This is a genomic window from Microcystis panniformis FACHB-1757, from assembly GCF_001264245.1.
Classification (GTDB): Bacteria; Cyanobacteriota; Cyanobacteriia; order Cyanobacteriales; family Microcystaceae; genus Microcystis; species Microcystis panniformis.
Window position 1 is genome coordinate 380,908 of sequence record NZ_CP011339.1, and the last position, 26,422, is coordinate 407,329.

Consider the following 26,422-nt stretch of genomic DNA (forward strand, 5'->3'; position numbering starts at 1 on the left):
TTTCTAGCTTAAGCCAGAGCTAATGTAGTCGAAGTAAATCCCCATTTCTTTACCCGCATCAGCACCAACTAAACTAGCGGTGACTTCTTTCATCGCTTGGATAGCTTGAACGGTGGAGGAGATGGGTACACCTAAAGAGTTGTAGGTTTCTTTCAGGCCGTTGAGAACGCGCTCATCGAGGATAGAAGGATCTCCAGCTAACATAGCGTAGGTAGCATAACGGAGATAGTAGTCGAGGTCACGGATACAAGCGGCGTAACGACGGGTGGTGTACATATTGCCACCGGGACGGGTTACGTCAGAGTATAACAGGGACTTAGCCACAGCTTCCTTAACGATGCCGGCAGCGTTGGCACTAATGACACTAGCGGCACGCACGCGCAGTTCACCGGTGGCGAAATAGCTTTTCAGTTTGCCGAGAGCATTAGAGTCAAGGTATTTGCCTTGAACGTCAGAAGAGTTGATAACAGAAGTAATTGCGTCTTGCATGGTGGTTCTTCCTTGGGTTTTGCTTAATCTTAAGAGGTTTACGGGGGGTGTGTCTAGAACAATTCACAAAGGAGTTGTTCTACGACATAGAGCCGATCACGTAATCGAAGTAGGAAGAAGCTTCAGAAGCATCGTCAGAAGACATAAGACCAGTAGCAACTTCTTTCATTTCGCGAACGCTTTGAGCTACGGCACCGATGTCGGTTCCTAAAGATTTGTACATTTCACGCACACCGACTAAACCGATTTCTTCAATCGGGGTGACATCACCAGCAACTACTCCGTAGGTGATTAAACGTAGGTAGTAGTCCATGTCACGCAGACAGGTGGCGGTCATTTCTTCGCCGTAAGCGTTGCCACCGGGGGAAACGATGTCAGGACGTTTTTGGAATAAGCGATCGCCAGCTTGTTTAACGATGGTTTCGCGAGCGCCAGTCAGGGTTTCAGCGATGCGTAAACGAGCGGCACCACTGGTAACGAAGGCTTTAATTCTGTCTAGTTCGCCGGGGCTGAGGTAACGAGCTTCAGCATCAGCATTCACGATCGATTTCGTGACGATACTCATTGATGGATTCCTCCCAACTAAGTGAGATTAATAAACTTAATCTGACATTTTATAGCAGTTGTGGTCACTACGCTTAAGTTATCTCGTTTCCGCCTCAGCGTCTCAAGACTTCCCTAGCTAGAGCGACCTAACGCAACTATTTTGCGGCATCTGGTTCACCTTCTCACTATTTTCGTAATACTTTTTAACATTTGCCCTAAGAAGGGAGCACCGGAGTGGGGAAGTGGGGAAGTGAAGCATTTGGCTGAAATTTCCCTAAACCCCTAAATCCCTATCACCCCATCACCCTATCTATCGACTCCTATCTCCTGACTCCTGACGACTGATTTAACCTAGCCAATTAATTGCCCCTTTAATCCAGTCTTCTGGCTGAGTATTTTTACTAAATAAAGCATCTTGACTGAGGACTGCCATAGCTCGATCGATCTCCTCTTGGCTGTATCCTAAAGCTAAAAGGGTCATCTGCACATCTTCGAGGATTTCCGCTGCTGGTAATATTGCCGTGGTTGTCGTTGTCGCCTCTTTTAGCTGTCGCCATGCTGCCAATTTAGTTTTTAACTCTAAAGCGATTCTTTCTGCTGTTTTTAAGCCAACTCCGGGGGTTTTGCTCAAAATTTTGGTATTTCCTGTCACTATCGCCACCACAAGTTCCTCAATCCCCAAGGTATCGATTAAAGCTAGGGCTAATTGCGCCCCAACCCCATTGACGGAAAGCAGTTGACGAAACAAATCTCGCTCTGGAGCGGTGCCGAAACCGTACAATAAAGGCTGCTCCTCGCGAAGGAGTAGGTGAGTAAAAATCTGACGACTATCATTGTTATCTTTGCCGATGTCTAGGGCTAATCGCGAGGGAATTTGGATTTCGTAACCGATCTGGTTTACGTCTAAAATCAAGATCAGTCGGTTATTAGGGGTTTTGATCACCTCGATCGCTTGTCCCCGTAAATAATTAATCATTGATTTAATTCTCCTACGAAAATAACCGAACAACAGTGATGACGGTTTTTACTCCCTGAAGGAATGCTGGGGAGATTTTCATTTTTGTTACAATTTTTAACAGAAGTGAATGGCGCAGTTGATAACCTAATTTTCTTGGCGTTAGTCCCCCATAATTGGAGAAGATACAAAATGAATGGCAACATTAGAGTCGGGAATCTCTTTGGAATTCCCTTTTATATTAATCCTTCTTGGTTCTTTGTTCTGGGGTTAATTACCTTAACCTATGGGCGAGATTTAAGTCAGTTTCCCCAGTTGACGGGAATTATGCCCTGGCTCTTGGGATTTTTTGCCGCTATTCTCCTATTTGCTTCCGTGGTTGCCCATGAATTAGGTCATAGTTTTGTTGCCATCGCCCAAGGTATTGAAGTTAAATCAATTACCCTATTTTTATTCGGTGGTTTGGCAACTCTCGGCAGAGAATCGAAGACTCCTCTAGAAGCTTTTCTAGTGGCAATTGCTGGCCCTTTAGTTAGTTTACTGCTCTTCAGTATTTTCCTAATTATTCGTCTCAATATTAGTTTAAATGCGCCCATGGCGGCGATTCTTTCTCTGCTTGCCTATATCAACCTCGCTTTGGGTTTATTTAACCTGATCCCCGGTTTACCTTTAGATGGTGGTAATATCCTTAAAGCTATCGTTTGGCAAGTAACGGGCAATCCTAATAAAGGGGTTTTATTCGCTAGTCGTTTCGGTCAATTTTTTGGTTGGTTAGCGATTGTCATCGGTGCGCTATCAATTCTAGGAATCACTCAATTTGGCAGTTTTTGGACGCTATTAATTGGCATTTTCCTCCTACAAAATGCTGGCTTTTCCGCTCAATCAGCTAAGGTTCAAGATTTCCTAAGTCGCTACAGTGCTAAAGATGTTATCTCTCCTAATAGTCCTGTAGTTCCGATTAATTTAACCCTGCGCAAGTTTGCTAATAATTATGTTATCGGTAAACAACAATGGTCTAAATTCCTAGTTACCGATAGCGAAGGTAAACTATTAGGGGTGATTAATGTAGAGGAGCTAAAAACGATTCCCACTTCCCAATGGACCCAGGTAAATATCGGCCGGTTATTACAAACTAGCGAAAGTCTCAAACTGGTTTTGTCTAATACTTCCCTCCTAGATGTGGTAAAAATTTTGGAAGGAGAAAATTTATCTCAAGTGACAGTGGTAGAAGAAAACGGCACGGTTTTGGGATTAATTGAGAAAGCTTCTATCCTTACTTTTCTCGCCCAAGAAACCCAAAGTCAAACCGCTTAATCAGTTATCAGTTATCAGTGAGCAGTGAGCAGTTATCAGTTATCAGTTATCAGTTAGAATCAGTTAGGTAAATGTATTTTTTACCTCAATATTCTCGCAGAATTCTGTCTATTGTCTCCTGATACCAAATCCAGTTATTAAAGACTGATTATTTATTCCTCCTGTTGCCTGTTGCCTGTTGCCTGTCCTCATAAGTAGCCTGTACTCAACGAAGTTAGTATGACTATACTAACTGTCGCATTGCTTGCCACAATTGCTCGTATTCTTGCTCGGTTGCTGGCGATAAAGGGTTTAAAAAATCGCTTTTTTTGATCGCTTCTGGATTGACAAGTAAAGGATTATTTTTAATATCTGAGGGAATTTGGTCGGGATTTTCAGTGAGAACTAGGGGTGATAATCCAGAGGTAAATAAAGAAATTTTATTAGCGGATTCTGGTTGCCAACAAAAATCAATCCATTGCTCCACAAGAGAATTAGGAGTAGTTAAAACTGGTTTTACCCAGACATCTGACCAGAGAGAAGTGCCGGATTTGGGGACAACAACTTTAATTTTATTATAGCGATCGCTCACTGGTAAAATATCATTAGACCAACCCACAGACAGCCAGACATCACCGAGTATCAGGGGTTGTAAATAATATTGAGAACTATAAAATCTTACCTGTTTTTGTAAGGCGAATAGCTGGTCTTTTAGTGTCGTCACTTGTTTTAAATCACTGGAATTATAAGAATAACCCAATTTTTTTAGGGTTAAACCGATGACTTCCCGACGATTATCAATTAGGGCAATTTTACCGGTTAATTCCGGTCGCCATAGATCGGACCAATCCTGTGGTCGCCAGTCAAATTGAGCGAATTTTTCCTCATTATAGGCAATTACTGTCATTCCCCAACGGTAGGGCGCACCCCAGACTTTCCCCTCTGTTTGCAGTTGTCCTTGGGCATTGCGAGTCATATTTTCTTGCCAACGTGGGGGCAGTTTTGACCAATTAGAGAGTTGAGAAGTATCTAGGGGTTGAATTAAACCGTTGCTAATCGCTTTTCCTAGCCAAGCATCCCCTAGGGTGACTAAATTACCTATCGCTGGGTTTTGTTCCCTAAAAGGGATAGGAATCGAAAATTGTGAGGTTGGTTGCCCCTGATTTTTTAACCATTTTTCCAACAATTCTAATAGCTCTTTCAGCTGCCTTTCCGACTGAAAATTGACTTTTTTTTCGGCAATAGTTTTCTGAAAATCTGTTAGCAATCGCGGCGGAATTGAACCGGACAGGAGAAAAATGCTCGGATCGCCGCTTCCGGAAGCGCAGCCATTTAACCCCCCCGCTAAGGCGATTGTACCTAATCCTTGCAAAAAAGAACGTCTATTTAACATATCGCCCGCCGATTCTCAACTTTAACAGTAATAATTGCCAGTTTCTAGCCTTGAATTATTATAGGACGATTTTTAACAAAATGTAAACTAGGGAGTTTTGCTGGTACCGATTTCAGCCATAGAGAGGTTTTGTTGTTAACTTTTATGGTATAAAACTCTGATTTTGTCCTAGTTAAAGCTAGGATAGAAGGAGTAAGCTAAGGGGAGAGGGTATAAGACTATGCCAAACAATCATGATCGAGATTTCCATTATTCTTGTCGTTGTGGAAAAGCCAATTTTCAGTCTGTAAAACATCGATCTGGTATTTTATTAATCGGGGGAGCGGAAGGAGGTAAGTTAGGAGAAGATCAGGCGACAAAATGGTTATTAAATCGAGCTAAAGGCGGCAATTACTTAGTGTTGCGCTTTGGCGATCTTGGCGGTCAAGCCGATTGGATTTGCGACAATTATCCCTCCCTGATCGGCTCGGCAGCGGAACTATCAATTGATAGTCGTGAAGGGGCGAATCATCCTGATGTTATCGAATATATTCGTAATGCCGATATCCTTTTTTTTGCCGGTGGTGATCAAAATCAGTACGAGGATTTGTGGGAAAGCACAAAGGTGGAAACAGCGATCAATTATCTAATCAACGACAAAAAAGTTCCCGTGGCGGGAACCAGCGCAGGAATGGCTATTCTGGGGGATTTTTACTATGCGCCTACTCACGAAGGAGTACTGAGTTCAGAAATATTAAATAATCCCTTTCACTTCAACACCAAAGACTTCTATCGGAGTGATTTTATTCGGGTTCCTTTTCTCAAAAAAGTGGTGACAGATACCCATTTGGATCGACTCAATCAAGATCATCCCGAAACAAGATATGGTCGCCTTTTTGGTTTTTTAGCCCGCAATGTACACGATAATCACAATCAACTGCCCGCCTACGCTATCGGTTTAGAAGAAGGTGCTTTTCTGGCGATCGATGAGCATGGTATGGCCAAAGTCTATGGCAACGGCACCGATAAAGGACAAGATGCCTATTTTCTGCAAACTAACGGGACTCTACCCGAACAGATGGAGCCGGATCGGCCTTTAATCTGGAATAATAACGGTCAAGCGGTGAAAGTCTATCGCATCGCAGGAACTCCCTCCGGCAGCGGTAAATTTGACCTCAAGGATTGGTCTAGTGCTACTGGCGGTCGCTGGGAATATTGGTACACTAAAGGAGGAATAGCTGGGTTTAAGCGGGTTTTGGTAGCTTGAAGGTCATTTTTGTCAAAAAAGTGATTTCTATGGGTTTTAGGATTAATTTTGAGGCAATAAGGAGAGTTTTTTGAGCTATGACCCCTGAATTAATCACTTTTGGTCGGTATCTCGCGGGTGAATTTGAAAATCAACGGCAAGCGCAAGCAGAACCGGTGTGGTACGTTCACCTGCGTTTATGGTTGCGTCCGCTGCCTTTATTTCGAGAAGACAGCATCGCTCTTTTTGCCGAACAGGCCAGTATCATCAATTTAGACCAACCCTACCGACCGCGACTGTGGCGATTAACGCGCTCGGAATCGGGAGGGTTAGAGGTTAGGCACTATATGTTTAATGACCTGAAATCCGTGCAAGGTGCGGGCAAAAATCCCGATATTTTGCGAAAAATTAGCTTAGAAGACCTAACTTTCCTGCCTACTTGCACTTTAGCGGTTCAAGTCCATACTCTCGCTGATCATCAATACCAGTTTATCGCCCAACCGCAACCGGAACAGCGCTGTCAATTCACCTATGAGGGTACAACCTATCAGGTGGCTTTAGGTTTCGAGGTGACGAGTCATAGCCTAAAAACCTACGATAAAGGCCTAGATCCCGGCACTGGTAAGGGAATTTGGGGTGCTCTGCTCGGTCCCTATCAATACGAGAAAAAACGGGATTTTTCGGCAGAATTGGAGGTGTGAGGAAGATTGCATCACATTAGGTCAAAATGACGGCAGATAACACCGCAAACAGCCGCTAAAGCGGTAATTGCTAAAGCTGTACCGATGTCTTGTCCTTGATTGACAGCAAAGGAAGTGACGATTCCCGCACCTAAACCGGCTGTGATTGCCGCTCCGAGAAAATCTTTATCTGAGTTTTTATACATAGAGATAAGGCCAAATTTCGACAAAATCGTGTTTTTTACCTTATCATCCTCTTTTGAGCAACTAATCACCCGGGGGCGGAATTGCAATCAAGCTTTAGATTTAGCCACGTTTCTTAACATTAAGTTGGGTAGGATAGATAGGGGGTAAAATCGATGAAAATAGCTAAAATCTCTTTTTCTGGCTTTTTAACGCTGATTATCTCCCTTTTGCTAATACTGAGTTTTGTTAATGCCAGCAAAGCACAATCGGATACGGCGGTAAGATCGGATTTAATTAGTCTCCGCAATCGAGTCGAGCGCCTTGAAAGTCAAGTCCGAGGAATAACCATCCGCGGGGAAAATGCCGCTCCCATTCCCCAACGGCGATCGGGAACGGGTATAGTAAATGGGGAAGTAGTCGGGGAAAGTGACCCACTGTTCCAGCGTTTAGCCACTTTAGTAATTGAACTAAAGGAAGATTTAAAAAAGCTAGAGCAACGGGTGCAAATCTTAGAAAAAGAAACCGTTAGCCAGAAATCGTAGTCAATTGATGCTATAACGATCGAAAGTTAAATTGATCTCAACTATGCAGTTAATTGATTATGTAATTGTGCTGCTTTATCTAGCAGGAACCCTAATAATCGGGATTATCGCCGAGAAAAAAGCTTCTCAAGGTCTAGAATCCTACTTTTTAGGTAATCGCAATTTGCCTTGGTGGATGTTAGGGGTGTCGGGAATGGCAGCTAACACCGATTTAGCGGGAACTATGGTCATTTCTGCCCTTATTTACGCCGTCGGCCCCAAAGGACTATTTATCGAAATCCGCGGCGGTGTTGTCCTAATTATGGCCTTTCTCATGGCTTTTATGGGCAAATGGAATCGTCGCGCCCAAGTTATGACCATGGCGGAATGGATGCAGTTTCGCTTCGGACCGGGAAAACAGGGGAATTTTGCCCGAATTATTAGCGCCATCGCCATTCTCTTATTCTCTATCGGTACGATGAGTTATTTCTCCGTTGCGGGGGGGAAATTTTTAGGGCAGTTTTTGGGTATGGATGATCGTCTTGCTTCGGTGATATTAATTCTTTTAACCTTAATTTATACGGTGGCCAGTGGTTTTTATGGTGGGGTAATTACCGATTTATTTCAAGGATTTCTGATTTTTGTGGCGGTAATTTATGTATCGGCAGTAGCCTTTTTTACTGTCAATCTTCCCGATAGTTTCACGGTAGCAATTCCGGGGGCAGCAGAGCCAAAAACTTGGAATTTAAGCGACTGGTCTAGTATTTTCCCTTCGATGACTTTGGATTTACCCGGAGATTATGCCATCTTTAATTTGTTTGGTGGGGTGATTTTCTTTTATTTAGTTAAAACCATCATCGAGGGTTGCAGCGGCAGCGGTGGTTATATGTTACAACGATACCTAGCCGCCAAAAGCGATCGAGATGCCGGTTTATTATCTTTATTCTGGATTGTTCTGCTTTCTTTCCGTTGGCCTCTAGTCACAGCTTTTGCGGTTTTAGGCATTCACTATGGTTTAACCGAAGGCACGATTACAGACCCAGAAAGAATTCTGGCCACGGTGATTACTCAATACATTCCCGTGGGGATGAAAGGGTTATTAATTGCTGCTTTTTTAGCGGCGGCTATGTCCACTTTTAACGCAGTTATTAACGCTAGTGCTGCCTATTGGGTCAAAGATATCTATCAAGCTTTTTTGAAACCAAATGCGGGAGAACAGGAGTTAGTTTTTCAAGGTCGTTTGGCCTCGATTTTTGTGGTAGTAATTGGCTTAGTTTTGAGTTTTAATATCCAAAATGTCAATGATATTTGGGGTTGGTTAACCACGGGATTAGGGGTGGGATTAGCAGTTCCTCTCCTATTACGTTGGTATTGGTGGCGCTTTAATGGTTATGGTTTTGCTGTGGGAACTTTAGCGGGAATGATTGCGGCTATTGCCTCACAAGCGATAATTTTACCTTTCTTTCGTCACAGTCAATATCAGGAACTTATTCTCTTTCTTGTGCCGAGTTTGTTCGCTTTAGCTGGCTGTATTCTCGCTACTTTGTTGACTCCTCCCACCGATAGTTTAGTTATGGAAAATTTCTATAATGTTACCCGACCTTTTGGCTTTTGGGGAGAAGTACGTCACAGTGTTAAACCTAACCTACAGGCAAAAATTAAAGCGGAAAATCAACGGGATATCATCGCCGCTTTTCTCACCGTTCCTTGGCAATTAGTCCTGTTTATGATGGGGATTGTTTTAATCATCAAGCAGTGGCAAAGTTTGAAGATTTTGGCTTTGGTTTTTCTTTTGCTTTCCATCGGTCTCTATTTTACTTGGTATCGACATTTATCTAAGGAAATTACCGTCACTAAAGACCGAGATTTAGGTTAATCAGTTCAGGAGACAGGAGACAGGAGGCAGCTATCAGTTTTTTTCCTGCTCCCCCTGAATGGTTACTCTGTTTCTAGTTGATAATCCTGTCAATTGATGGAAACCCTGAAAATTTAAATTTTTGAATCGGAGAGTTATATTATGATTAAAATATCTATTTTAAATCTCAATATTATGTTAGGATTGTTAAATGCAAGTGTAACTATTTGACAGTCGTAGAATTTCGTAAACTATTATGATTGCGATAAAATTTTCGACTCAGCCCTAGATTTGATGATTAATTACATAAGCTTTAAAAACAGGATTCAAACATAATAAAGCGTTTTCATCTTTTGCCACTATTATTCGTCTGATTAGAGATTGAATGACTTTCAAAGAATCTGTATAAGCTAGAGAAGTTTGCTCGATCATTTCTTTAATAGAAATAGGTTGATTAAAATTTGCTAATTCTGTTAGCATTAGTTTCTCTGATTCTGTTAAATTTTGTAAAATACTTAATAAAGTCTGCTCTAAAGTTTCCTCGGCAATCGGGTATTTAATCTCCAAAAAGTCAGCCACCTTACCTAAAAATGTCTCTTGAATAAAACTAGCAACTAATTCTAACCAAAGAGGATGACCTTGATAACATTTAATTAAGGCTTCCCAACTGTCTTCATTTAATAGATTATGATGGCGCAAAATTTCTATGGCATCTTCTCCTAAACCTTCTATGATTAATGTTTTAATGAATTTATTTTTCTGCCCATAAAAAGTCGTATCAATAGGTTTTTCTTGACTCAACAACAGTAAACAGCTTTGATGATTGACTTCAGCAATGCTTTTAAACAATAGTTGATAATCTTGGTACTCTTTGTGATAATTACCTGCTAGTTTTTTAGAATCAAATAGACTTTGTAAATCATCAAGAATAATCAAGCATCGATGACTTTTCATTAATTGTAAGAACAAATTTAATTGCTTTTCAAGACTTTGAGAAAGCTTCAATTGAGGATTGATAGATTGTAAAATTTCACTTAAAAGTTCATCTAGTTTTGGACAAAAATACAAACTTCTGCGAATAACATAGTTAAAATTATCTTTGATTTTATCAACCAGTTTCAGAGAAAGTGTGGTTTTACCAATTTCTTTTAAACCTAACACATTAACCAAGCGGTATTTGTCCGCAACTATACAAGTTTGCAGGTTATTTAATTCGGTAATTCTTCCATAAAATTGAGTTATTTCAGGAGTATGACCTAAGTCTAAATAGGGTTGATCCTGCGGGATTTCAGACGGATGATTATTCTTGAGGGAGGATGGATTATGATCACAAATATGAACATTATTAAAAGAGACTAAATCTCGTCCCATATTATTATTTATAAAGCTATGTTTCTTTAAAACTGCTCTAATATTTGATTTAGTAATATCTTCCCCTAAAACTTCTGACAAAATTTTCCATAATTCTGAAGCACTATCTCGAACATGACCTTCACTAAGATGAGATTCTTTGGCAACTTCTGAGTATTTGTAACCTTCTAAAGTCGCTTCTAAGATAGTTTTTTGAAGATAGTCTAGATGTTGATCTGTTTTGGCAAAAACCAACTCATCTAAGAGATTTAACACCGTATTAGATAGATTAGCTTGAAACATGGACTATAGATTAGGTATGTGAAGGTAGAGCAGACAGTGATGCAATTCAGACTTGAATTGGCGAGTTTTTACGCGATGTGCAACTAAAAACGACAGAATCAGGGTTCCCGATGATACTTTATCACTGCTGATTTCTGAGAGCCTTGTAAATCAAGACTAAAAATATAGTTGCACACGGGGTAGTTTTTTACTTATTCTAGCTGACATTTCCGATATTTCAGATCAATTGTTTGGCTGTAAGTTCCGACTTTTCCGACTTACTAAACTCAAGACTGCGATGTATCCTAAGTAATTAAGCAGTTTCAAGGCTTTATTTAGCCAATGTAAAGAAAATGTGAAATAGTACAGGTTCTAGCATATCACAGTCAGGATGCTTAAGGTGGCTTTAGGCAATGTAGCCCAGGCCGCACGCTCAACCAGTACACAAATCAAATGGGGAGGAAAAAATGACATCAAGTTCTAAAGAAAATGTCTTAGTTGACAACTGTTTTGGTATTGTAACGAACAAAAGACTTACCTATATGGCGAAGAAAAGCTGGTTTCGTGGTGGACGAAGAGAAGATGTTCCTCTCAAGCAAGTTGTTGCAGTTCGATATGAAATGGATAGGAAAGTTGTTGGGGGACTATTCCTTGTTGTTTTAGGGATTGTCTTGATAACTGTAGTAGTGGGTATTATTCCCTTGATTTTTGGTGTTCTATTGATGTGGGGATCTCCAACGGTAAGTGTGGTTACGGCCGGAGGAACAGCAACTCCTGTCACTGGATGGCCATGGCAAAAATCAGAAGCAGAAGCGTTTGTAAATGCTGTACATGGTCAATTATTCGGTGAGTAAATCGAGCGCACAAATTGTTAAAATTTACTCAATCTTGCTGATACTTTTATAACTTCGGAAAATTAAAAAGTTAGCTGGAGAATTTTTTATGGATTTGGCAAATCGTTTGCTAATAATGCCTCATTACTTGAGTTGTTTAATTTCATATTTCTTTTTCTTCTATGGTGTATTACTTGCTGTTGTTGGGTTATTTGCACGGGAATTAGTTGCCCAATTCTTTCTAAATTGGCATATACTTATAGTAATATTTTTTCAGTTTCTTTTACAGATGTTTTTAAACCAATCATCACAGGAACAACTTCTGATGACTTTGGCCAGAGACATTGCATTATTGGCTTTCGGAATGTTACCAAGTATAGTGCCTACCAGTAATTTTCAAGAGGGTCTTCTCGTTTTTGTAATTTCGGGATTTTTTATGGTCGGAATCCTTGACTCAGAAGTAGTTAAGAGTTGTGGTACTTTCGAGCAATTGCTTGAAATGTTTGGTCGCTAAATAATATAGATTTTTAAGATTTACTCAATCTTGCTGATACTTTCATGACTTTAGAGATTTACAAACTTAGCTGGAGAATTTTTTATGGATTGGGGAAATGCTTTGAGAAATGTTTACGATGGGATCGTAAAAGCTGTCTCTGTTGGGTTTTCATTGATGGCGATTTATTTGGGATTTTGGGGATTTTTTGCACAAGATGCTGGAGCAATATCCCTACTATTTATAGTAGGTACTAGCTTGACTATTCTAAGTTATGCTATAACACCTGTACTAGGCTTAAGTTTAGATATATCTGCAATTTTAACTGATTTATTACTTGTTATAGTATCATATTTTGTGGCACATCTTTTTTTATCTGGTGCTTCTTCATATTTCGGAGTTCCCTATTCACCATTTCTTGTTAATATAATGTTTTTTGGAGCTATCGTTATGGTTAATCTTCGCCGAATAGCGGAGGTAACTTGTTTACCACAACTTGCACAAATATTCAGTTTTTCTATTAATCATTGCCTACGCTAATTTTTTTAAATGACGAATATTTATATATTCTAATGATAACAAAAGCTCCATATTTAAGGCTTTAACTAAAGATTACTTTGTTATAAACATCTGCCATCTCTACCTCAATCCTCAAAGATTTTAAAGGAACAATAATGTTAGTTTCATAAGCGGTAAAAAAACAGCGATCTCGCAGAGATCCGCTTTGCGGTGCGCCTTCTTCTTGAAAATGTTCAATATAACATCGCCAATTGAAGTCTGAATTGGCAGTTATAGTCATTTCAATTAAGATTGAGAATATCAATGCTAGAGTTAATCAGGGTTTCATCGGTCTAGAGCGTATCAGACTTATCTGAAATGACTATATCAGTTTACTGTCTTCCCACTCCCCAATTCATAATTCATAATTCCCCAAACCCTCACCGCTCAAGGAATTAGAAGTTTCACAGCATAATTAGGAGAGATACCTTGACTTTTGCGGCGGCTTGGGTTATGATTTTCTTACAATGGGACTTTTGTGTTTAAGTTCAAGTGCTAAGATTTCCATTATTACTAAACTCTTTTAAAAATATTGTCCCAAAATCTGCCAAAAAAAGCAAGCAAAATTTTGCCGTCAATTGTTAAGTTTTGTTAAGAAAAATAGCAAGAGCGGCAAGGAATAGAAATTCCTTACCGTTGACTTTGGCCGGACTCACCACTTCTTATAGGGTAAAAACTTACCCGACATAGTAATTTTAACGCGATCGCCTTTAGGGTCTTCCTCCTTATCCACGTCGAGGGTAAAATCGATCGCACTCATAATACCATCGCCGAATTTTTCATGAATCACCGATTTTAGTGGCATTCCATACACCTGCATGATCTCGTAGAAACGATAAATCAGGGGGTCGGTGGGGACAACAGGACCCAATCCCTTGACAGGATACTCGGTTAAGGATGCGACGATTTCGGTTCCCAGTCCCAAAGCTGCCACAATTTTCGTTGCTTCTTCTAGGGAGGCGCTCGCTTGCCGGTAAAAAACAGCGGCAATCCACACCTCATCTCGTCCTAGAATCGCTTCTAGGTCAGCGAAACTGAGGCCTTTTTCCTTCTTCGCTTCCAATAGTTTTGCGGTAATTTCGGGTATCATTGCTTATTTTTGCAGAATTTGTCTGCTTCTAGTTTACCTGAACATCAATTATATAAGTAAAAGTTATGACATTGATAAAAAAAACATTTCTTAAAACCCCTTTACATAACTATAAAAAGCCGATAGTATTAACTCATGTCAAACGACGAACCTTGACAACCTAATACATACAGAAATTATCCAACCATGACTACCACTCTACAACAGCGCGAGAGCGCTTCCCTGTGGGAGCAGTTCTGCCAGTGGATTACCAGCACCAACAACCGTTTATACATCGGTTGGTTCGGTGTCATCATGATCCCCACCCTGCTCACCGCCACCACCTGCTTCATCATCGCCTTTATCGCCGCTCCTCCTGTAGATATCGACGGTATTCGCGAGCCTGTAGCTGGTTCCCTACTCTACGGAAACAACATCATCTCTGGTGCAGTTGTTCCCTCTTCTAACGCAATTGGACTCCACTTCTACCCCATCTGGGAAGCAGCTTCCTTAGATGAGTGGTTATACAACGGTGGTCCCTACCAGTTAGTCATTTTCCACTTCTTACTAGGTGTCTTCTGCTACCTCGGTCGTCAGTGGGAACTGTCTTTCCGTTTAGGAATGCGTCCTTGGATTTGTGTAGCTTACTCTGCACCTGTATCCGCCGCAACTGCTGTATTCTTAATCTATCCCATCGGACAAGGTTCCTTCTCTGATGGTATGCCTTTAGGAATCTCTGGAACCTTCAACTTTATGTTTGTGTTCCAAGCAGAACATAACATTCTGATGCACCCCTTCCATATGTTAGGTGTTGCTGGTGTGTTCGGCGGTTCCTTGTTCAGTGCAATGCACGGTTCCCTAGTAACTTCTTCTTTAGTGCGTGAAACCACTGAAATCGAATCTCAGAACTACGGTTACAAATTCGGTCAAGAAGAAGAAACCTACAATATCGTTGCCGCTCACGGTTACTTCGGACGTTTAATCTTCCAATACGCTTCTTTCAACAACAGCCGCTCTCTGCACTTCTTCTTAGGTGCATGGCCGGTAATCGGTATCTGGTTTACGGCAATGGGTGTTAGCACCATGGCGTTTAACCTCAACGGTTTCAACTTCAACCAGTCGATTCTCGATTCTCAAGGTCGTGTAATCGGTACTTGGGCCGATGTGTTAAACCGCGCTGGTATCGGTATGGAAGTAATGCACGAGCGCAATGCACATAACTTCCCCTTAGACTTAGCTAGTGGTGAACAGGCTCCCGTAGCTCTGACTGCTCCCGCTATCAATGGTTAATTCCTAGTCTGAACGAAAAGGCACTCCCGCAAGGGGGTGCTTTTTTGTTGTTAGAATAGAAGGTGGTTTTTTGAGAGGTTGAATTATGATCAGTTTAGAACAAGCTTTAAATACTGTTGAGCAACTATCTTTAGAACAACAGGAAATGTTATTAGAAATTTTACAAAATCGTTTACTTGATATTCGCCGTCAAGAAATTGCTAGGGATGCTAGGGAGTCAATTAATGCTTTTCATCAAAGAGAATTTAAACCTCAACCCCTAGAAATTGTTCTGAGAGAATTGAGAGAAACTTTGGAATAGATATTATGAGAGAACTGGTTTTAACGCCTAAATTTAAGCGGACTTTCCGTAAGTTTGTTCTCAGAAATCCTCAGCGACAGAAAGCGATTGAGAAAACATTGGCACAAATGAGGGAAGATATTTATTTTTTGAGCTTGGGAACTCATTCATTAAGAGGGGAATTATCGGGACTTAAAGCTTGTTCTTGTGGTTATGATTGTCGGATTATTTTTTCTATAAAAATTGAGCCAGACACCCAGGAGGAAGTTATCATTTTACTTGACATTGGTACTCATGATGAAGTGTATTGATAAAATAGGAAAAACTAGAAAGCGCTCCTGCGGGTTTCTGCGTTGCGGTACACATATATTTATAATAAGATAAATTTGGCTCTCTTAGGTTTGGTGGGTAAAATGTATTCTAAGATACAGTCCTGGTGACGAGCGAGTGGAGCAAACCACAAAGACACAAAGGACACAAAGATTGATCGCTCCTATATAAGTTAAACTGATCACACAAAGAATAAGAGATCCCAGGTTTTGATCGAGAGTTAAGAGGTAAAATGATGACTTTGCAAGAAATGATCAAATCTTTTGAGAATTTATCAGAGGATGAACAGGAGTCATTGTTAGAGATTTTGTGTCAATATAGAGCTAAAGCAAGAGAAAGAGAAATTTTAGCTAATTTTAAGGAATTGAAAGATGCGATCGCTACTGGAACGGCCAGAAGGGGAACCGTAGAAGATTTGATTGCTGATTTGAATGAGGATTAACCATGGATCTAATATGGAGTGATGGGTTTAAGCGTTCGTTTAAGAAGCTAATCAAGAAAAATCCCCAGTTAAAACCTCAAATTTTCGATGTACTTAGAAAACTGGCAGAAAACCCATTTACACTGTCTTTAAAAACCCATAAGTTAAGTGGTAATTTAGAAGGGTTATGGTCTTGTACTGTAGCTTACGATTGTCGAATTATTTTTAGTTTTTCGGAAGATGGAGAATATTTAGAAGTTATCATCTTGTTAATTGATATTGGTAGTCACGATCAGGTGTATAGAAAATAGGAAAAACTAGAAAGCGATCCTGCGGGTTTCTGCGTTGCGGTACACATATATTTATAATAAGATAAATTTTTCCTAATCGTTAGGATTTCTTTTAAGATAGGATCTAAACACAGGATTAATGGGAAAATAGGACGAGGTTTCTGATGGTAATTTATCCAGTAAACAGCGTCTCATTAATGACTGAATAGCTGCCCAAAATTCAGAAGTAGATAAGTCAAGATTAGCAGTTTTGGGAACCTTTTCTACCGCTTCAGTTTGATTAGCTAACCAGTGTATCACCTTTTTTTCTGTTGCGGATAAACGCTGTAAATGACATTCGATCGAGTCTTCTATATCTCCTAAATAAATTTCATTTTTCATTTGTTCTAAAAATAAGGACACTTCTCCATCAAATAGCTCAATAATGGTTGAGGAGATGATATTTAACCAGTTAGGATGACCTTGATAAAGTTCCCTCAGTTCCGTCCATTTCTCCTCACTTTTTAAACCGTATTCTTTGAAGATTTCTTCAAATTCTGTTGTTAAACCTTGCAGGTATAAAGTTTTAATTTTATCGGATTTTAAGGTGACAAAATCTCTGGGAAGTTCCCAACTAATTAAAATCAAACAACTTTGATGAGATGTGGTAGCAATTTGATGAAAAAATTTATGATAATCCTGACAGTCGGGTAAATATTTACCTGCTAATTCCCCCGGTTTAAAAATATTCTGCACATCATCAAGAATAATTAAACAACGATAGGAGCTTAGATAATCTATTATATCAGGTAAGGGGGTTGATAGAGATTGGGCGAAAAACTGTTTTAGATCATCTTTGAGAGCGATTAATTGAGGAATATTTTCCAGACTGCGATAAATAATATAATCAAATTGTGGGGCAATTTCTGAAATTAATTTAAGGGTTAAAGCTGTTTTTCCAATTCCACTTAACCCATAAATGGTAATTAATCGAGTTTTATTATCTAGCCATTCTTTTAAGGTTGATATTTCTAACTTACGTCCACAGTTATACCTTAATTCAGGAGCTTTTGTTAAGTCAATTATGGGGGATTGATCGTCATTGCGTAAAAAACTTTTTGTTTTTTTTCCATTATTAATTGTTTGTAAAGATTGATCACAAATATGAATATTTCCTTGATTAACTTGTAAACAATGACCAAAATTAGAAGTTTGAGAAACCCGATATTTTCTTTCTAACTTGGATCGTAAATTATCTTTATTAACATCTTCGTCTAATACCTTACCCAACTTTTTCCATAAGTTAGCAGCCTCTTTTTTAATATGAGATTCACTACAACCATTAAAAGATTGAGCAATTTGCCAATATTTTTGACCTTGCCAAACCCCTGTCAAGATTGCTTCTTGTACTGGTGTCAGATGAGACGCCACTTTCTCAAACATTAAATCATCAACATATTGCAAAACTTGGTCAATATTATTCATTTCTGGTTAAAAAATTAGAGGGTTAATCCAATATATTATACCAAACGGAACTAAGACTGTACCATAACCTACCTATAAATTGTGTACCAAAGCCTACTTTGGTACTAAAATCAAACGCTACAATACTGAGATGTTAGGTAAATCAAGCTAATTAGTCCTATTTGCTTGCTAGATTGTCATCATAGCCCATTTTGCGGTGACATGATCATCTTTTCCCTTTCAAAAATCAATGAAGTAATCTTTAAGTTATGTATCAAGAACAACTGAGTAGCGCCAAGCCTGGATTTATCCTGATTATGATTGATCAGTCAGCTTCAATGTCAGATAAATACGCCAATTCAGATAAAGCAGATTTTGCCGCAAAAGCCGTTAATCGAGTCATCGGAGAAATTATTACAGCTTGTTCATCGGGTAATGAGATTAAAGACAGATGTTTTGTGGCGGCGGTTGGCTATGGAGCAAGTATTAATGTACTATTTCTAGATAAAGCCTCAGATTTGGCTAAAAATCCCAATACAACAACCCTTAAGAAAAAAGTCTCTGATGGTGCAGGTGGGTTGGTTGAAGTGGATGAAGTAATGCGAGTGTTTGTGGAACCGACTGCAAGTAATGGAACACCAATGGCTGAAGCCTTTAAACAGGCTTATACTGGGGTAGAAAAATTTATTTCTAATCATCGCGATAGTTTTCCACCTGTTGTGATTAATATAACCGATGGAGAACCTAATGATTCTAATGCTGCTACTACTGAAGCGAAAAAACTAGCACAACTTAAAACAAGTGACGGTAACGTGATTGTTTTGAATGCTCATATTTCTAACGCATCAGCAGGGAAAATAGAGTTACCTAGTGACAATGCTGGTTTTAGCAATAATAAATTTGCTAACTTTTTGTTTGATATTTCCAGTGTGCTTCCTGAGCCTCTTGCTGAGAGTGCCAAAAATGCGGGTTTTAATGTTCAACCTAATGCCAGAGGTTTTATCTTTAATGCTGATGCTGAAGCACTGATTAAACTTCTTCAATTTGGTTCTCAAGGAGCATTACGCTAAAGTTATTGTCATTAATTATGCAATCTGATCATAAAGTTTCAGTCATCCGTCGGTTCAGTTATAGAACTCATAAAGAGATGGAAACCATTAGCGGTTGTCAAGATAATTTTAGCTATAATGAAGCTAAGAATTGTTTTGCGATCGCCGATGGGGCAACTCAATCATTTTACTCAAGTATATGGTCAAAACTTCTTGTTGATTATTTTTGTGAAAATCCCCAGATTGATAAAAACAATTGGCAAGAATGGCTTGAACTAATTCAGCAAAAATGGTTAGAAGAAGTTAAAGCAGAATTACAAAAAGCAAAAAGCGGTAATAATCCTGCCTGGATTGAGATTTACAATGGTTTGAATGGTTTTCAACCAGCAACATCTACCTTTATTGGGTTACAATTTATTGAAAATCAAGCCAAAGTATCTATTGTTGGCGATAGCTGTCTGTTTATTTTTCAGGGAGATAAATTAATTAAAACCTATTTATTGCAAAAATCAGCGGATTTTAATAATCGACCTGGATATTTTGGAAGTTACCCTAAAAATAATAATGATTATAAGCCAGAATTTTTAGACATCGAATTAAAATACAAACAAGATTCAGATAAGCTTTATTTTGTACTAGCAACTGACGCTCTAGCTGAATATATTTTTAAATATACAGAACAGCAAAGAGATATTTTAAAAACTTTACTTAAAATTAATTCAGAACAGGAGTTTGAGAATTTTGTAAAATATGCTAGACAGGATGACACAATAAAAATGAAAAATGATGATGTTACTTTAATGATTTTAGAAGTCAGGGATCGTGAAATTCCCAGTTCGCCTACACAACCCATAAAAGAAGATCAAGAAAATTCTACTTCAAGTGATGAAACTAAACAGCCTTTTAACGAAGATCAAAACAATTCTTCAAAAGTAGAAGAAGAACCTAAAGACAATACTTCTGCTGAAAATTTAGAAGTTACTTCTGGTTTTGCCAAAATAAGATCCAATCTACAAACATTATTACAACCTCTGCTATCTTTATTCATGGCGCGCCGCAATCTGACGAGTTCAACTTCTAAACCGACGAAATACACCGTAATTAAAGGAGGAATAGATGGAATCCGTAATCTTCTCCTTGTTTTTATTCCTGTAAATATAATCTTAACTATACTCTCCACTGCGACCATAATAAATAGTATAAAAACTGAACAATCAAGCAATTCAAATTCATCTAGTCAAGTCACTAAATATGAACCTAAATATAGGAACCTTGAAAAAGGAAATCAAATCTACAAAGATCAAACTTTTCAAGAAATTATTATTCCTGCTTTATCTGACTCATCTCAGGTTTTAATTTTAGAAGAAGGAGAGGAATGGATTAAATTTCAGATTGATCTTTATGCTAATCAAGCAATCTTGAATGAATGTTATACTTGTGCAAGGGATGAAATAGAAATAAAACCCAAGACAAATCTGAGAATCTTTCCTAAGACAAATCTGAGAATCTTTCCTAGTGGATCAGAAGGGGATGTTTTTGGACAATTAAGTGAACCATCAAAGTTTAAAAAACTTGAATTTGATTCCCTTCCCAATTGGTCTAAATTTACATTTGTGGGTATGTAAAAAAATGAAATATCCGCTTAGAACTGACTATGAAACATTCGTAAAATCCCCTGATAAATTTATATACGATGGTATTTTACAAAAAGGAAAGCCTGTTAAGCAAAAGCAAAATCAGAACTTTTTACTGTCTCATAATGGCGGAAAAGCCGTTGTTTATGAAATTCAAACTAATCCTAAAAAATATGCCCTTAAATGTTGGATAGAAGATTTAGGGGATCTAAAAATTCGTTATAAGGCGATTGATGCCTATCTTAAAACAGTTCAACTTCCTTATTTTGTTGATTTTGCTTACCAAGAACAAGGAATTTTAGTCAATGGACAAAGATTTCCCATTATTAGAATGGAATGGGTTGATGGTATTAGCTTTAAAGACTTTATATCTAATAATATTAATAACCCGACTTCTATCCGTAACTTTGCCGAAAAATTCTTAGAAATGGTTAAAATTCTCCATCAAAATAATATTTCTCATGGAGACTTACAACACGGTAATATTATAGTGCGTAAAAATGGTGATCTATGTTTAATTGACTATGATAGTTTATATGTTCCTCAATTAAGCAATGCAACCGACAATATTAAAGGACTCCCTGGTTATCAACATCCTAACAGAAATAAGTTATCTAAATTAAGTCCAAAAGCTGACTATTTCTCAGAAATGGTGATTTATTTATCATTGCTTGTTCTATCAGAAAATCCTGACTATTGGCAACAAATACAACCAGAGGAAAGACTGCTATTTTCCGAAAATGACATAATTAAACCTAATTTATCCAAGATTTTTAAAGAACTTAAAAATCTTTCTCCTGAGATTGTGTATTTTACCCAAGAATTAGAGAAATTTTGTCAACAATCAAATATTGAAAACCTACAACCTCTTGAAAATTTAGTCAACAATTACACAGGAGCTAAATGGAGTTTTGAGCCTACTACTGATACTGGTATCCAGGATCCTCCCCCTGAGAAAAAGCCACCTCAAACCAGTCCAGAAAAGACAAAATCTTCAGATCCCTGGGAAAAACTTAAAACCAATTCATCAAGTGCTTGGGATAAATTTGACACGGGTAAAACACCACCTCCAAAAGATGAAAACATTTGGGATAAATTTGACACGGGTAAAACACCACCTCCAACAGATTGGGATAAACTCCATCAACAACCTCGAAAAGAAGCACCAGTACCTATTCCAGATGAAAACATTTGGGATAAATTTGATAATATTTGGAAGAAACTTACAACATCTGTATCATCTATTTGGAACAAAATTTTGAACTGGTTTAATTAGCTATCTGATTATTCTGTGCAGTTCTCCTATCCTAAAATCAACCCCATTGCTTGATTAATAATTTTATTTTTATCAACCATAGCTTCAATTTCTTCTGGTTTAAGTAGGTGGGTGGAATTAAATATAAAATGAACGTAGGTTGGGTTGAAGCATGAAACCCAACGCCCGATTATGTTACGCTACCGCTAACCCATCCTACAAATAATTGTGCCTACCTACTTAGGCTCTTCTCGACTTTGTGTGATAATTTTTGCTTATGTAAGGTTAAATGCTTACTGGGCAAGACTTTTAGGACTATTTTGAAAGAAGAAACTATCAGTATAGACCTCGTTTACACACAGAAACCAGAAGAGCCTGGTTTATATAGCGTTTCCTGTTCGCAAGAGGTACATTATCGATGTTGAAAAGCTTAATTAGGGTTTGCTGAATAAATCTAAAAACCTTGTTGGATAAGACTTTTAGACTTTTTTGAAATCCAAAAGTGCCGGGCATGGGAGTGATCAGGGGGAAAATCCCTGGACTTTTTCCCTGAAAATTGGGTAATTGACCACCTGAAAATCGGTAAAACCCTACACCCTACACCCTACACCCCGCACCCTGCCCCCACGAAAAACTTTTTCAGCAAACCCTATCTAAATGGTTGCCTTTTTTAACTTTTTTATTGATCTCATTAAGCATTTCTACTTATTGCAAAGGTGAGATGCTACCGGGTCTTGGGTCTTGCCTCTTGCCTCGTCTCAACAAGCAATTTAAATGCGCGGGCAGCTTACTAGAACTCTTGCATATAGCGCTTTTCACGTTACTGAGGTATCGACAAGTTTTGCCAACAAAGAGTTTAAGCCCCTTGCCCATGCCTCATTCTGATGAAAACTGCTATATATAGTCTAAGGTAGAAAAAAGTTAAATACTGACTAAACCGCGCAATCATAACAACTGAGCCGACAAATTCTGATGTTATTAGCATTACAACAACTAACTGTTACCCCAGGCGACCGCCTGTTGTTAACTTCACTCACTTGGCAAGATTATGAAAAAATTCTTGACGAATTGGGAGATCGACGGTCAATTCGTCTATCTTATAGTCAAGGAACTTTAGAAGCAATGACTCCTCTTTTTATTCATGAAAATACCAAAGTTTTAATCGGGGATTTGGTTAAAGTTCTCCTGGATGAATTAGAGTTAGACTATGAACCCGCCGGATCAACAACCTTTAAAAATCAGCAAATGGATCAAGGAATAGAACCAGATGAGTCTTTTTATATCGAAAATTGTGCCGCTATCAGGGGAAAAACGCGCCTTGATTTGGCGATTGATCCCCCTCCCGATTTAGCAATTGAGATTGATATTACTAAGCGAACCCGATTTAATAATTATGAGCGATTGGGTGTTCCTGAATTGTGGCGATATAATGGAGAGAGACTGGAAATCAATGTTTTGCAAAGATCAGAATATGTTGAATCTTCCCAAAGCCGACTATTTTCTCAATTTAATCTAATAGAAAAAATTCCAGAAACGCTACAAAATAGTCAAAAAATAGGTAGTGCAATGGCATTAAAACAATTCCGAATTTGGGTAAAGCAAACGCTTAATCCCTGACCTCAAATGTACAAGGAAGTCAGGGAACTTTTGCCGATGATAATTTAGAGGTTACAGTTTTCGGTTTAAGGCTGCACCTATTCCTATTGATCAGTGATCAGTTATCAGTGGGTAAGTTAACAGTTATCAGATATGAGTTTTTAAGTGTGCAGTATTAAATAGAGGTTTCCTACTGTCTTTTTACTGCTCACTGATTACTGGTCACTGATTACTGCTCACTGTTTTTAGACGTGGAACGGACTACCAGCGATCGCCAGCCTCATAAATTGCTAAACGTCCGACACCTAGATATAATCCGGGAGAATTGTCCCCAGGGGGATAAGCAGTAATTCCAAACTGATAGACACCACCATAATCGGGATTTCGTACTGGTTTCAGACCGATGGAAACGGTATTACCGGGGGGGACAGGAGGATCAAAAATGACCGTGATCGTCTGAGTATTGGGGTCAAAAGTAGTGGATTTTAGGGTTAATTTTTCGCCTCGCTGATTGCGATCGCCAAGAAAAGCAAAAGTTTGATCGCCAAGAAAAGCAATAGTTTGAATATTAGGCTGCTGTTGTATGGTTACTTTACCCAAGGGTGCCCCGAGAGACGGCGGTAGAGCGATGGTAAGATAGTATTTTGCCCCCCAAGTACGCACGGATTGGAAAGTAGCGGAGAAATTAACCAGAGTGGGAGAACTCTCAAAAAATATTCTGCCATCGGGAAATTGTCCTGCGAGAGACACAGAAGCATCAAAAGCGAGTATAGCAATCAAAGCGAGTTTAGATAGACTTTCAGTCTGTTTTAAAGGCAAAAAAGGAATTTTCAAGGTAAAAGCTACTATAAAATATTGATTGTTAAGGGCAATTATACCAAATTCACTTAACCCTAAACCGCTGCCATTATCAGTGATCAGTTATCAGTTGTTTTCTCCCCACTCCCCCACACCCCACTTCCCCAACCCCCAACCCCCAACAGCTAACCCCCAACTTGCAATGTATCTCGAACACCTACATCTTCACAGTTTTAGAAATTATGCCGAACAGGTGCTAAAATTCGACTCTAAAAAAACAATATTATTGGGCAATAATGCTCAGGGAAAATCCAATTTACTAGAAGCGATCGAACTTTTGTCCACTCTCAAGAGCCATCGAGTCAGCAAGGATCGGGATCTGGTGCTAGAATCGGACTCGGAGGCGAGAATTTTTGCTAGGGTTAATCGTCTTTATGGAGCATCAGAATTAAGTTTAATTCTCCGTTCTTCCGGTCGTCGCACCGTGATCCGCGACCGTCAACCCCTGCGCCGTCATCTCGATTTTTTGGGCGTGATTAATGCGGTACAATTTTCTAGTCTCGATCTGGATTTAGTGCGCGGTGGTCCGGAAGCTCGCCGAGATTGGTTAGATACTTTATTAATTCAATTAGAACCCCTATACGTTCATATTTTACAGCAATATAATCAGGTTTTACGACAAAGAAATGCTCTCTTAAAAGAGATTCGTAAACAGGAATTAGAGGGCAAAGTTTATGCAGATTTATCCCAACTAAAACTCTGGGATTTACAACTAGCAGAAACCGGTTCAAGAGTAACGAGAAGAAGGGCGCGAGTCCTGCAAAGATTAATTCCTTTAGCCCAAAAATGGCACGAAAGTATTAGCGGAAAAACCGAACTTTTAGAATTACAATATATTCCCAATGTGCCTTGGGTAGAAGATGATGTCAATGGGGTACAAAGGGCTTTTTTAGATAAGATTGAAACCCGTCGTTTGGCCGAGAAACAGCTAGGGACATCGGTAGTCGGTCCCCACCGGGATGAAGTGGATTTTTTAATTAACCAAAACCCCGCTAAATCCTACGGTTCCCAAGGACAACAAAGAACCTTAGTTTTAGCCTTGAAATTAGCGGAATTACAGTTACTAGAGCAGATTATCGGAGAACCTCCCCTACTACTCCTCGATGATGTTTTAGCCGAATTAGATATCGAACGACAAAATCAATTATTAGATGCGATCGAAGACCGTTTTCAAACTTTAATTACCACCACTCATCTCAGTTCTTTTGAGTCTCGCTGGTTGCAATCTTCCCAGATATTTTCTGTCAAAAAGGGACATATTTTTTATTAGCCTATAGTCATCTCTTTGTTTTGCTCTTTGTCTGTACACACCCATAATTCGATCCCCCCTTAATCCCCCCTTAATAAGGGGGGTATCTGACAGTTTTTAACACCTAACTACTTAATAAAACAGGCTGTAGGCCTGTTTTATTAAGTAGTTAGGCAAAATTATTTACACATGACGATCATTGCCCCGTAAGGGTTTTAGCTCGATCGGGCAGGTAATTAATTTTGCATGACTACTTATTAGCTTAAGAATAATTAAGCCTACTTAATTTCGCGCACTACCGGCTTACCGTCAATAATTTCACCGACGAGAATCAGATCAGCAACCCCGACAAATAAACCATTTTCTAAAACCCCCGGCATATTATTAATAGTTCTTTCCAAATCAGCCGGATCATCGATACTATCAAATTTAACATCGATAACTAAATTGCCTTGATCTGTCACCACGGGGCCGGCTTTTTTCACTCCCATGCGCAGGGAAGGTTTACCACCGAGGGCCTCTAATTTCAGCATCACCGGAGTCATGGCCATGGGTAACACTTCCACAGGCAAAAGAAAAGTCGATCCCAACTTATCCACCAGCTTATTGCCATCCACTACCACGACGAAAATATCGGCGAGACTATCGACAATTTTCTCCTGAGTATGGGCAGCACCGCCGCCTTTAATCAGGTTTTTCTGGGGATCCACCTCATCGGCCCCATCGATAGCGATATCCATCTTCACGATGACATCGAGGGTAGTGAGGGGAATTCCGTACTTCCTCGCCAAAACTTGCGCTTGAAAAGAAGTAGGAACCCCGACAATATTGCTGATTTCCCCGCTTTGCAGTCTAGCGCCCAGATATTCGATCGCATAGGCCGTCGTTGAACCAGTTCCCAATCCCACGACTGAATTAGATTGAACTAGATTAGCGGCGGCCTTACCGACCTCCTGTTTCATGATAATGACCGGATCGATTGCTGTCATGATGCACATT

Annotated in this window: 29 protein-coding genes; 18 read left to right on the forward strand and 11 right to left on the reverse strand. The window is 39.2% G+C overall.

Annotation, left to right across the window (positions count from 1 at the left end):
* Positions 1-3: 3 nt before the first annotated feature.
* The 3 genes from apcB to ruvA all read right to left on the reverse strand — a co-directional run bounded on the left by apcB (position 4) and on the right by ruvA (position 2,011).
* Positions 4-489 (reverse strand): allophycocyanin subunit beta, encoded by a 486-nt coding sequence (gene apcB / locus VL20_RS01960; protein WP_002758327.1) that lies wholly within the window; start codon positions 487-489, stop codon positions 4-6.
* Positions 490-568: 79 nt separating this feature from the next.
* On the reverse strand, positions 569-1,054 hold the full coding sequence (locus tag VL20_RS01965; protein ID WP_002744263.1) for an allophycocyanin subunit alpha: 486 nt from the start codon (positions 1,052-1,054) through the stop codon (positions 569-571).
* A gap of 327 nt (positions 1,055-1,381) precedes the next feature.
* Entirely contained in the window at positions 1,382-2,011 is a 630-nt protein-coding gene (gene ruvA, locus VL20_RS01970; protein WP_002764838.1) for a Holliday junction branch migration protein RuvA, read from the reverse strand.
* 171 nt (positions 2,012-2,182) lie between these two features.
* Here ruvA and VL20_RS01975 point away from each other — a divergent pair, with 171 nt between their 5' ends.
* Positions 2,183-3,304 (forward strand): site-2 protease family protein, encoded by a 1,122-nt coding sequence (locus tag VL20_RS01975; RefSeq protein ID WP_369800425.1) that lies wholly within the window; start codon positions 2,183-2,185, stop codon positions 3,302-3,304.
* A 223-nt stretch (positions 3,305-3,527) separates the two neighbouring features.
* Here the strand turns inward: VL20_RS01975 and VL20_RS01980 are convergent, their stop codons facing one another.
* On the reverse strand, positions 3,528-4,676 hold the full coding sequence (locus tag VL20_RS01980; RefSeq protein ID WP_052275437.1) for a substrate-binding domain-containing protein: 1,149 nt from the start codon (positions 4,674-4,676) through the stop codon (positions 3,528-3,530).
* Between the two features lie 220 nt (positions 4,677-4,896).
* Between VL20_RS01980 and VL20_RS01985 the strand changes: the two genes are divergently transcribed.
* Positions 4,897-5,922 (forward strand): cyanophycinase, encoded by a 1,026-nt coding sequence (locus tag VL20_RS01985; protein ID WP_052275438.1) that lies wholly within the window; start codon positions 4,897-4,899, stop codon positions 5,920-5,922.
* Positions 5,923-5,999: 77 nt separating this feature from the next.
* Positions 6,000-6,602, forward strand: a complete 603-nt coding sequence (locus tag VL20_RS01990; protein WP_052275439.1) for a chromophore lyase CpcT/CpeT — start codon at positions 6,000-6,002, stop codon at positions 6,600-6,602.
* A gap of 11 nt (positions 6,603-6,613) precedes the next feature.
* On the opposite strand, the gene VL20_RS31550 is transcribed toward VL20_RS01990, so the two are convergent.
* The gene (locus tag VL20_RS31550) at positions 6,614-6,787 is read right to left on the reverse strand and encodes a hypothetical protein (protein ID WP_167341530.1); all 174 of its coding nucleotides are present in this window, start codon (positions 6,785-6,787) and stop codon (positions 6,614-6,616) included.
* Between the two features lie 153 nt (positions 6,788-6,940).
* On the opposite strand from VL20_RS31550, the gene VL20_RS01995 reads away from it, so the two are divergent.
* Together VL20_RS01995 and VL20_RS02000 are read left to right on the forward strand one after the other, a co-directional pair.
* The gene (locus VL20_RS01995) at positions 6,941-7,309 is read left to right on the forward strand and encodes a hypothetical protein (protein WP_052275440.1); all 369 of its coding nucleotides are present in this window, start codon (positions 6,941-6,943) and stop codon (positions 7,307-7,309) included.
* Positions 7,310-7,352: 43 nt separating this feature from the next.
* Entirely contained in the window at positions 7,353-9,164 is a 1,812-nt protein-coding gene (locus VL20_RS02000) for a sodium:solute symporter family protein (RefSeq protein ID WP_052275441.1), read from the forward strand.
* Positions 9,165-9,428: 264 nt separating this feature from the next.
* Here the strand turns inward: VL20_RS02000 and VL20_RS02005 are convergent, their stop codons facing one another.
* Positions 9,429-10,796 (reverse strand): helix-turn-helix domain-containing protein, encoded by a 1,368-nt coding sequence (locus tag VL20_RS02005; RefSeq protein ID WP_052275442.1) that lies wholly within the window; start codon positions 10,794-10,796, stop codon positions 9,429-9,431.
* Positions 10,797-11,242: 446 nt separating this feature from the next.
* Here VL20_RS02005 and VL20_RS02010 point away from each other — a divergent pair, with 446 nt between their 5' ends.
* The 3 genes from VL20_RS02010 (at position 11,243) to VL20_RS02020 (ending at position 12,641) form a co-directional block, all read left to right on the forward strand.
* Complete coding sequence (locus VL20_RS02010; RefSeq protein WP_052275443.1) at positions 11,243-11,629, forward strand: hypothetical protein; 387 nt, start codon at positions 11,243-11,245, stop codon at positions 11,627-11,629.
* 88 nt (positions 11,630-11,717) lie between these two features.
* Positions 11,718-12,122 carry a hypothetical protein gene (locus tag VL20_RS02015; protein ID WP_052275444.1) on the forward strand — a complete coding sequence of 135 codons (405 nt, stop codon included), beginning with the start codon at positions 11,718-11,720 and terminating at the stop codon, positions 12,120-12,122.
* An 84-nt stretch (positions 12,123-12,206) separates the two neighbouring features.
* Positions 12,207-12,641, forward strand: a complete 435-nt coding sequence (locus VL20_RS02020; RefSeq protein ID WP_052275445.1) for a hypothetical protein — start codon at positions 12,207-12,209, stop codon at positions 12,639-12,641.
* Positions 12,642-12,702: 61 nt separating this feature from the next.
* Here the strand turns inward: VL20_RS02020 and VL20_RS02025 are convergent, their stop codons facing one another.
* Positions 12,703-12,900, reverse strand: a complete 198-nt coding sequence (locus VL20_RS02025; RefSeq protein WP_002761095.1) for a hypothetical protein — start codon at positions 12,898-12,900, stop codon at positions 12,703-12,705.
* A gap of 411 nt (positions 12,901-13,311) precedes the next feature.
* Entirely contained in the window at positions 13,312-13,749 is a 438-nt protein-coding gene (gene cynS / locus VL20_RS02030) for a cyanase (RefSeq protein ID WP_012264521.1), read from the reverse strand.
* Positions 13,750-13,935: 186 nt separating this feature from the next.
* Here cynS and psbA point away from each other — a divergent pair, with 186 nt between their 5' ends.
* From psbA to VL20_RS02055, 5 genes are all read left to right on the forward strand, one after another.
* Positions 13,936-15,018 (forward strand): photosystem II q(b) protein, encoded by a 1,083-nt coding sequence (psbA, locus tag VL20_RS02035; protein ID WP_045358920.1) that lies wholly within the window; start codon positions 13,936-13,938, stop codon positions 15,016-15,018.
* Positions 15,019-15,103: 85 nt separating this feature from the next.
* The gene (locus VL20_RS02040; RefSeq protein ID WP_002799384.1) at positions 15,104-15,319 is read left to right on the forward strand and encodes a hypothetical protein; all 216 of its coding nucleotides are present in this window, start codon (positions 15,104-15,106) and stop codon (positions 15,317-15,319) included.
* 5 nt (positions 15,320-15,324) lie between these two features.
* On the forward strand, positions 15,325-15,609 hold the full coding sequence (locus VL20_RS02045; RefSeq protein WP_052275446.1) for a type II toxin-antitoxin system RelE/ParE family toxin: 285 nt from the start codon (positions 15,325-15,327) through the stop codon (positions 15,607-15,609).
* A 254-nt stretch (positions 15,610-15,863) separates the two neighbouring features.
* Positions 15,864-16,070, forward strand: a complete 207-nt coding sequence (locus VL20_RS02050) for a hypothetical protein (protein WP_002799381.1) — start codon at positions 15,864-15,866, stop codon at positions 16,068-16,070.
* Between the two features lie 2 nt (positions 16,071-16,072).
* Positions 16,073-16,360: a type II toxin-antitoxin system RelE/ParE family toxin gene (locus VL20_RS02055; protein ID WP_052275447.1), complete on the forward strand. Its 288-nt coding sequence runs from the start codon at positions 16,073-16,075 to the stop codon at positions 16,358-16,360.
* 72 nt (positions 16,361-16,432) lie between these two features.
* Here VL20_RS02055 and VL20_RS02060 read toward each other — a convergent pair whose 3' ends face one another.
* Positions 16,433-17,803 (reverse strand): helix-turn-helix domain-containing protein, encoded by a 1,371-nt coding sequence (locus VL20_RS02060; protein ID WP_052275448.1) that lies wholly within the window; start codon positions 17,801-17,803, stop codon positions 16,433-16,435.
* A 248-nt stretch (positions 17,804-18,051) separates the two neighbouring features.
* Here VL20_RS02060 and VL20_RS02065 point away from each other — a divergent pair, with 248 nt between their 5' ends.
* The 4 genes from VL20_RS02065 (at position 18,052) to VL20_RS02080 (ending at position 23,337) form a co-directional block, all read left to right on the forward strand.
* Entirely contained in the window at positions 18,052-18,852 is an 801-nt protein-coding gene (locus VL20_RS02065; protein WP_052275449.1) for a vWA domain-containing protein, read from the forward strand.
* 17 nt (positions 18,853-18,869) lie between these two features.
* Complete coding sequence (locus VL20_RS02070) at positions 18,870-20,456, forward strand: PP2C family serine/threonine-protein phosphatase (RefSeq protein WP_052275450.1); 1,587 nt, start codon at positions 18,870-18,872, stop codon at positions 20,454-20,456.
* A gap of 4 nt (positions 20,457-20,460) precedes the next feature.
* Entirely contained in the window at positions 20,461-21,741 is a 1,281-nt protein-coding gene (locus tag VL20_RS02075; RefSeq protein ID WP_052275451.1) for a protein kinase domain-containing protein, read from the forward strand.
* A gap of 951 nt (positions 21,742-22,692) precedes the next feature.
* Positions 22,693-23,337, forward strand: coding sequence for a Uma2 family endonuclease (locus VL20_RS02080; protein ID WP_052275452.1), 645 nt, complete (start codon positions 22,693-22,695; stop codon positions 23,335-23,337).
* Between the two features lie 240 nt (positions 23,338-23,577).
* Here VL20_RS02080 and VL20_RS02085 read toward each other — a convergent pair whose 3' ends face one another.
* Positions 23,578-24,150 carry a DUF2808 domain-containing protein gene (locus tag VL20_RS02085; RefSeq protein ID WP_052275453.1) on the reverse strand — a complete coding sequence of 191 codons (573 nt, stop codon included), beginning with the start codon at positions 24,148-24,150 and terminating at the stop codon, positions 23,578-23,580.
* Positions 24,151-24,316: 166 nt separating this feature from the next.
* Between VL20_RS02085 and recF the strand changes: the two genes are divergently transcribed.
* The gene (gene recF / locus VL20_RS02090; protein ID WP_052278356.1) at positions 24,317-25,444 is read left to right on the forward strand and encodes a DNA replication/repair protein RecF; all 1,128 of its coding nucleotides are present in this window, start codon (positions 24,317-24,319) and stop codon (positions 25,442-25,444) included.
* A gap of 257 nt (positions 25,445-25,701) precedes the next feature.
* Here recF and rpiA read toward each other — a convergent pair whose 3' ends face one another.
* Complete coding sequence (gene rpiA, locus VL20_RS02095; protein WP_002747271.1) at positions 25,702-26,412, reverse strand: ribose-5-phosphate isomerase RpiA; 711 nt, start codon at positions 26,410-26,412, stop codon at positions 25,702-25,704.
* Positions 26,413-26,422: the final 10 nt, after the last annotated feature.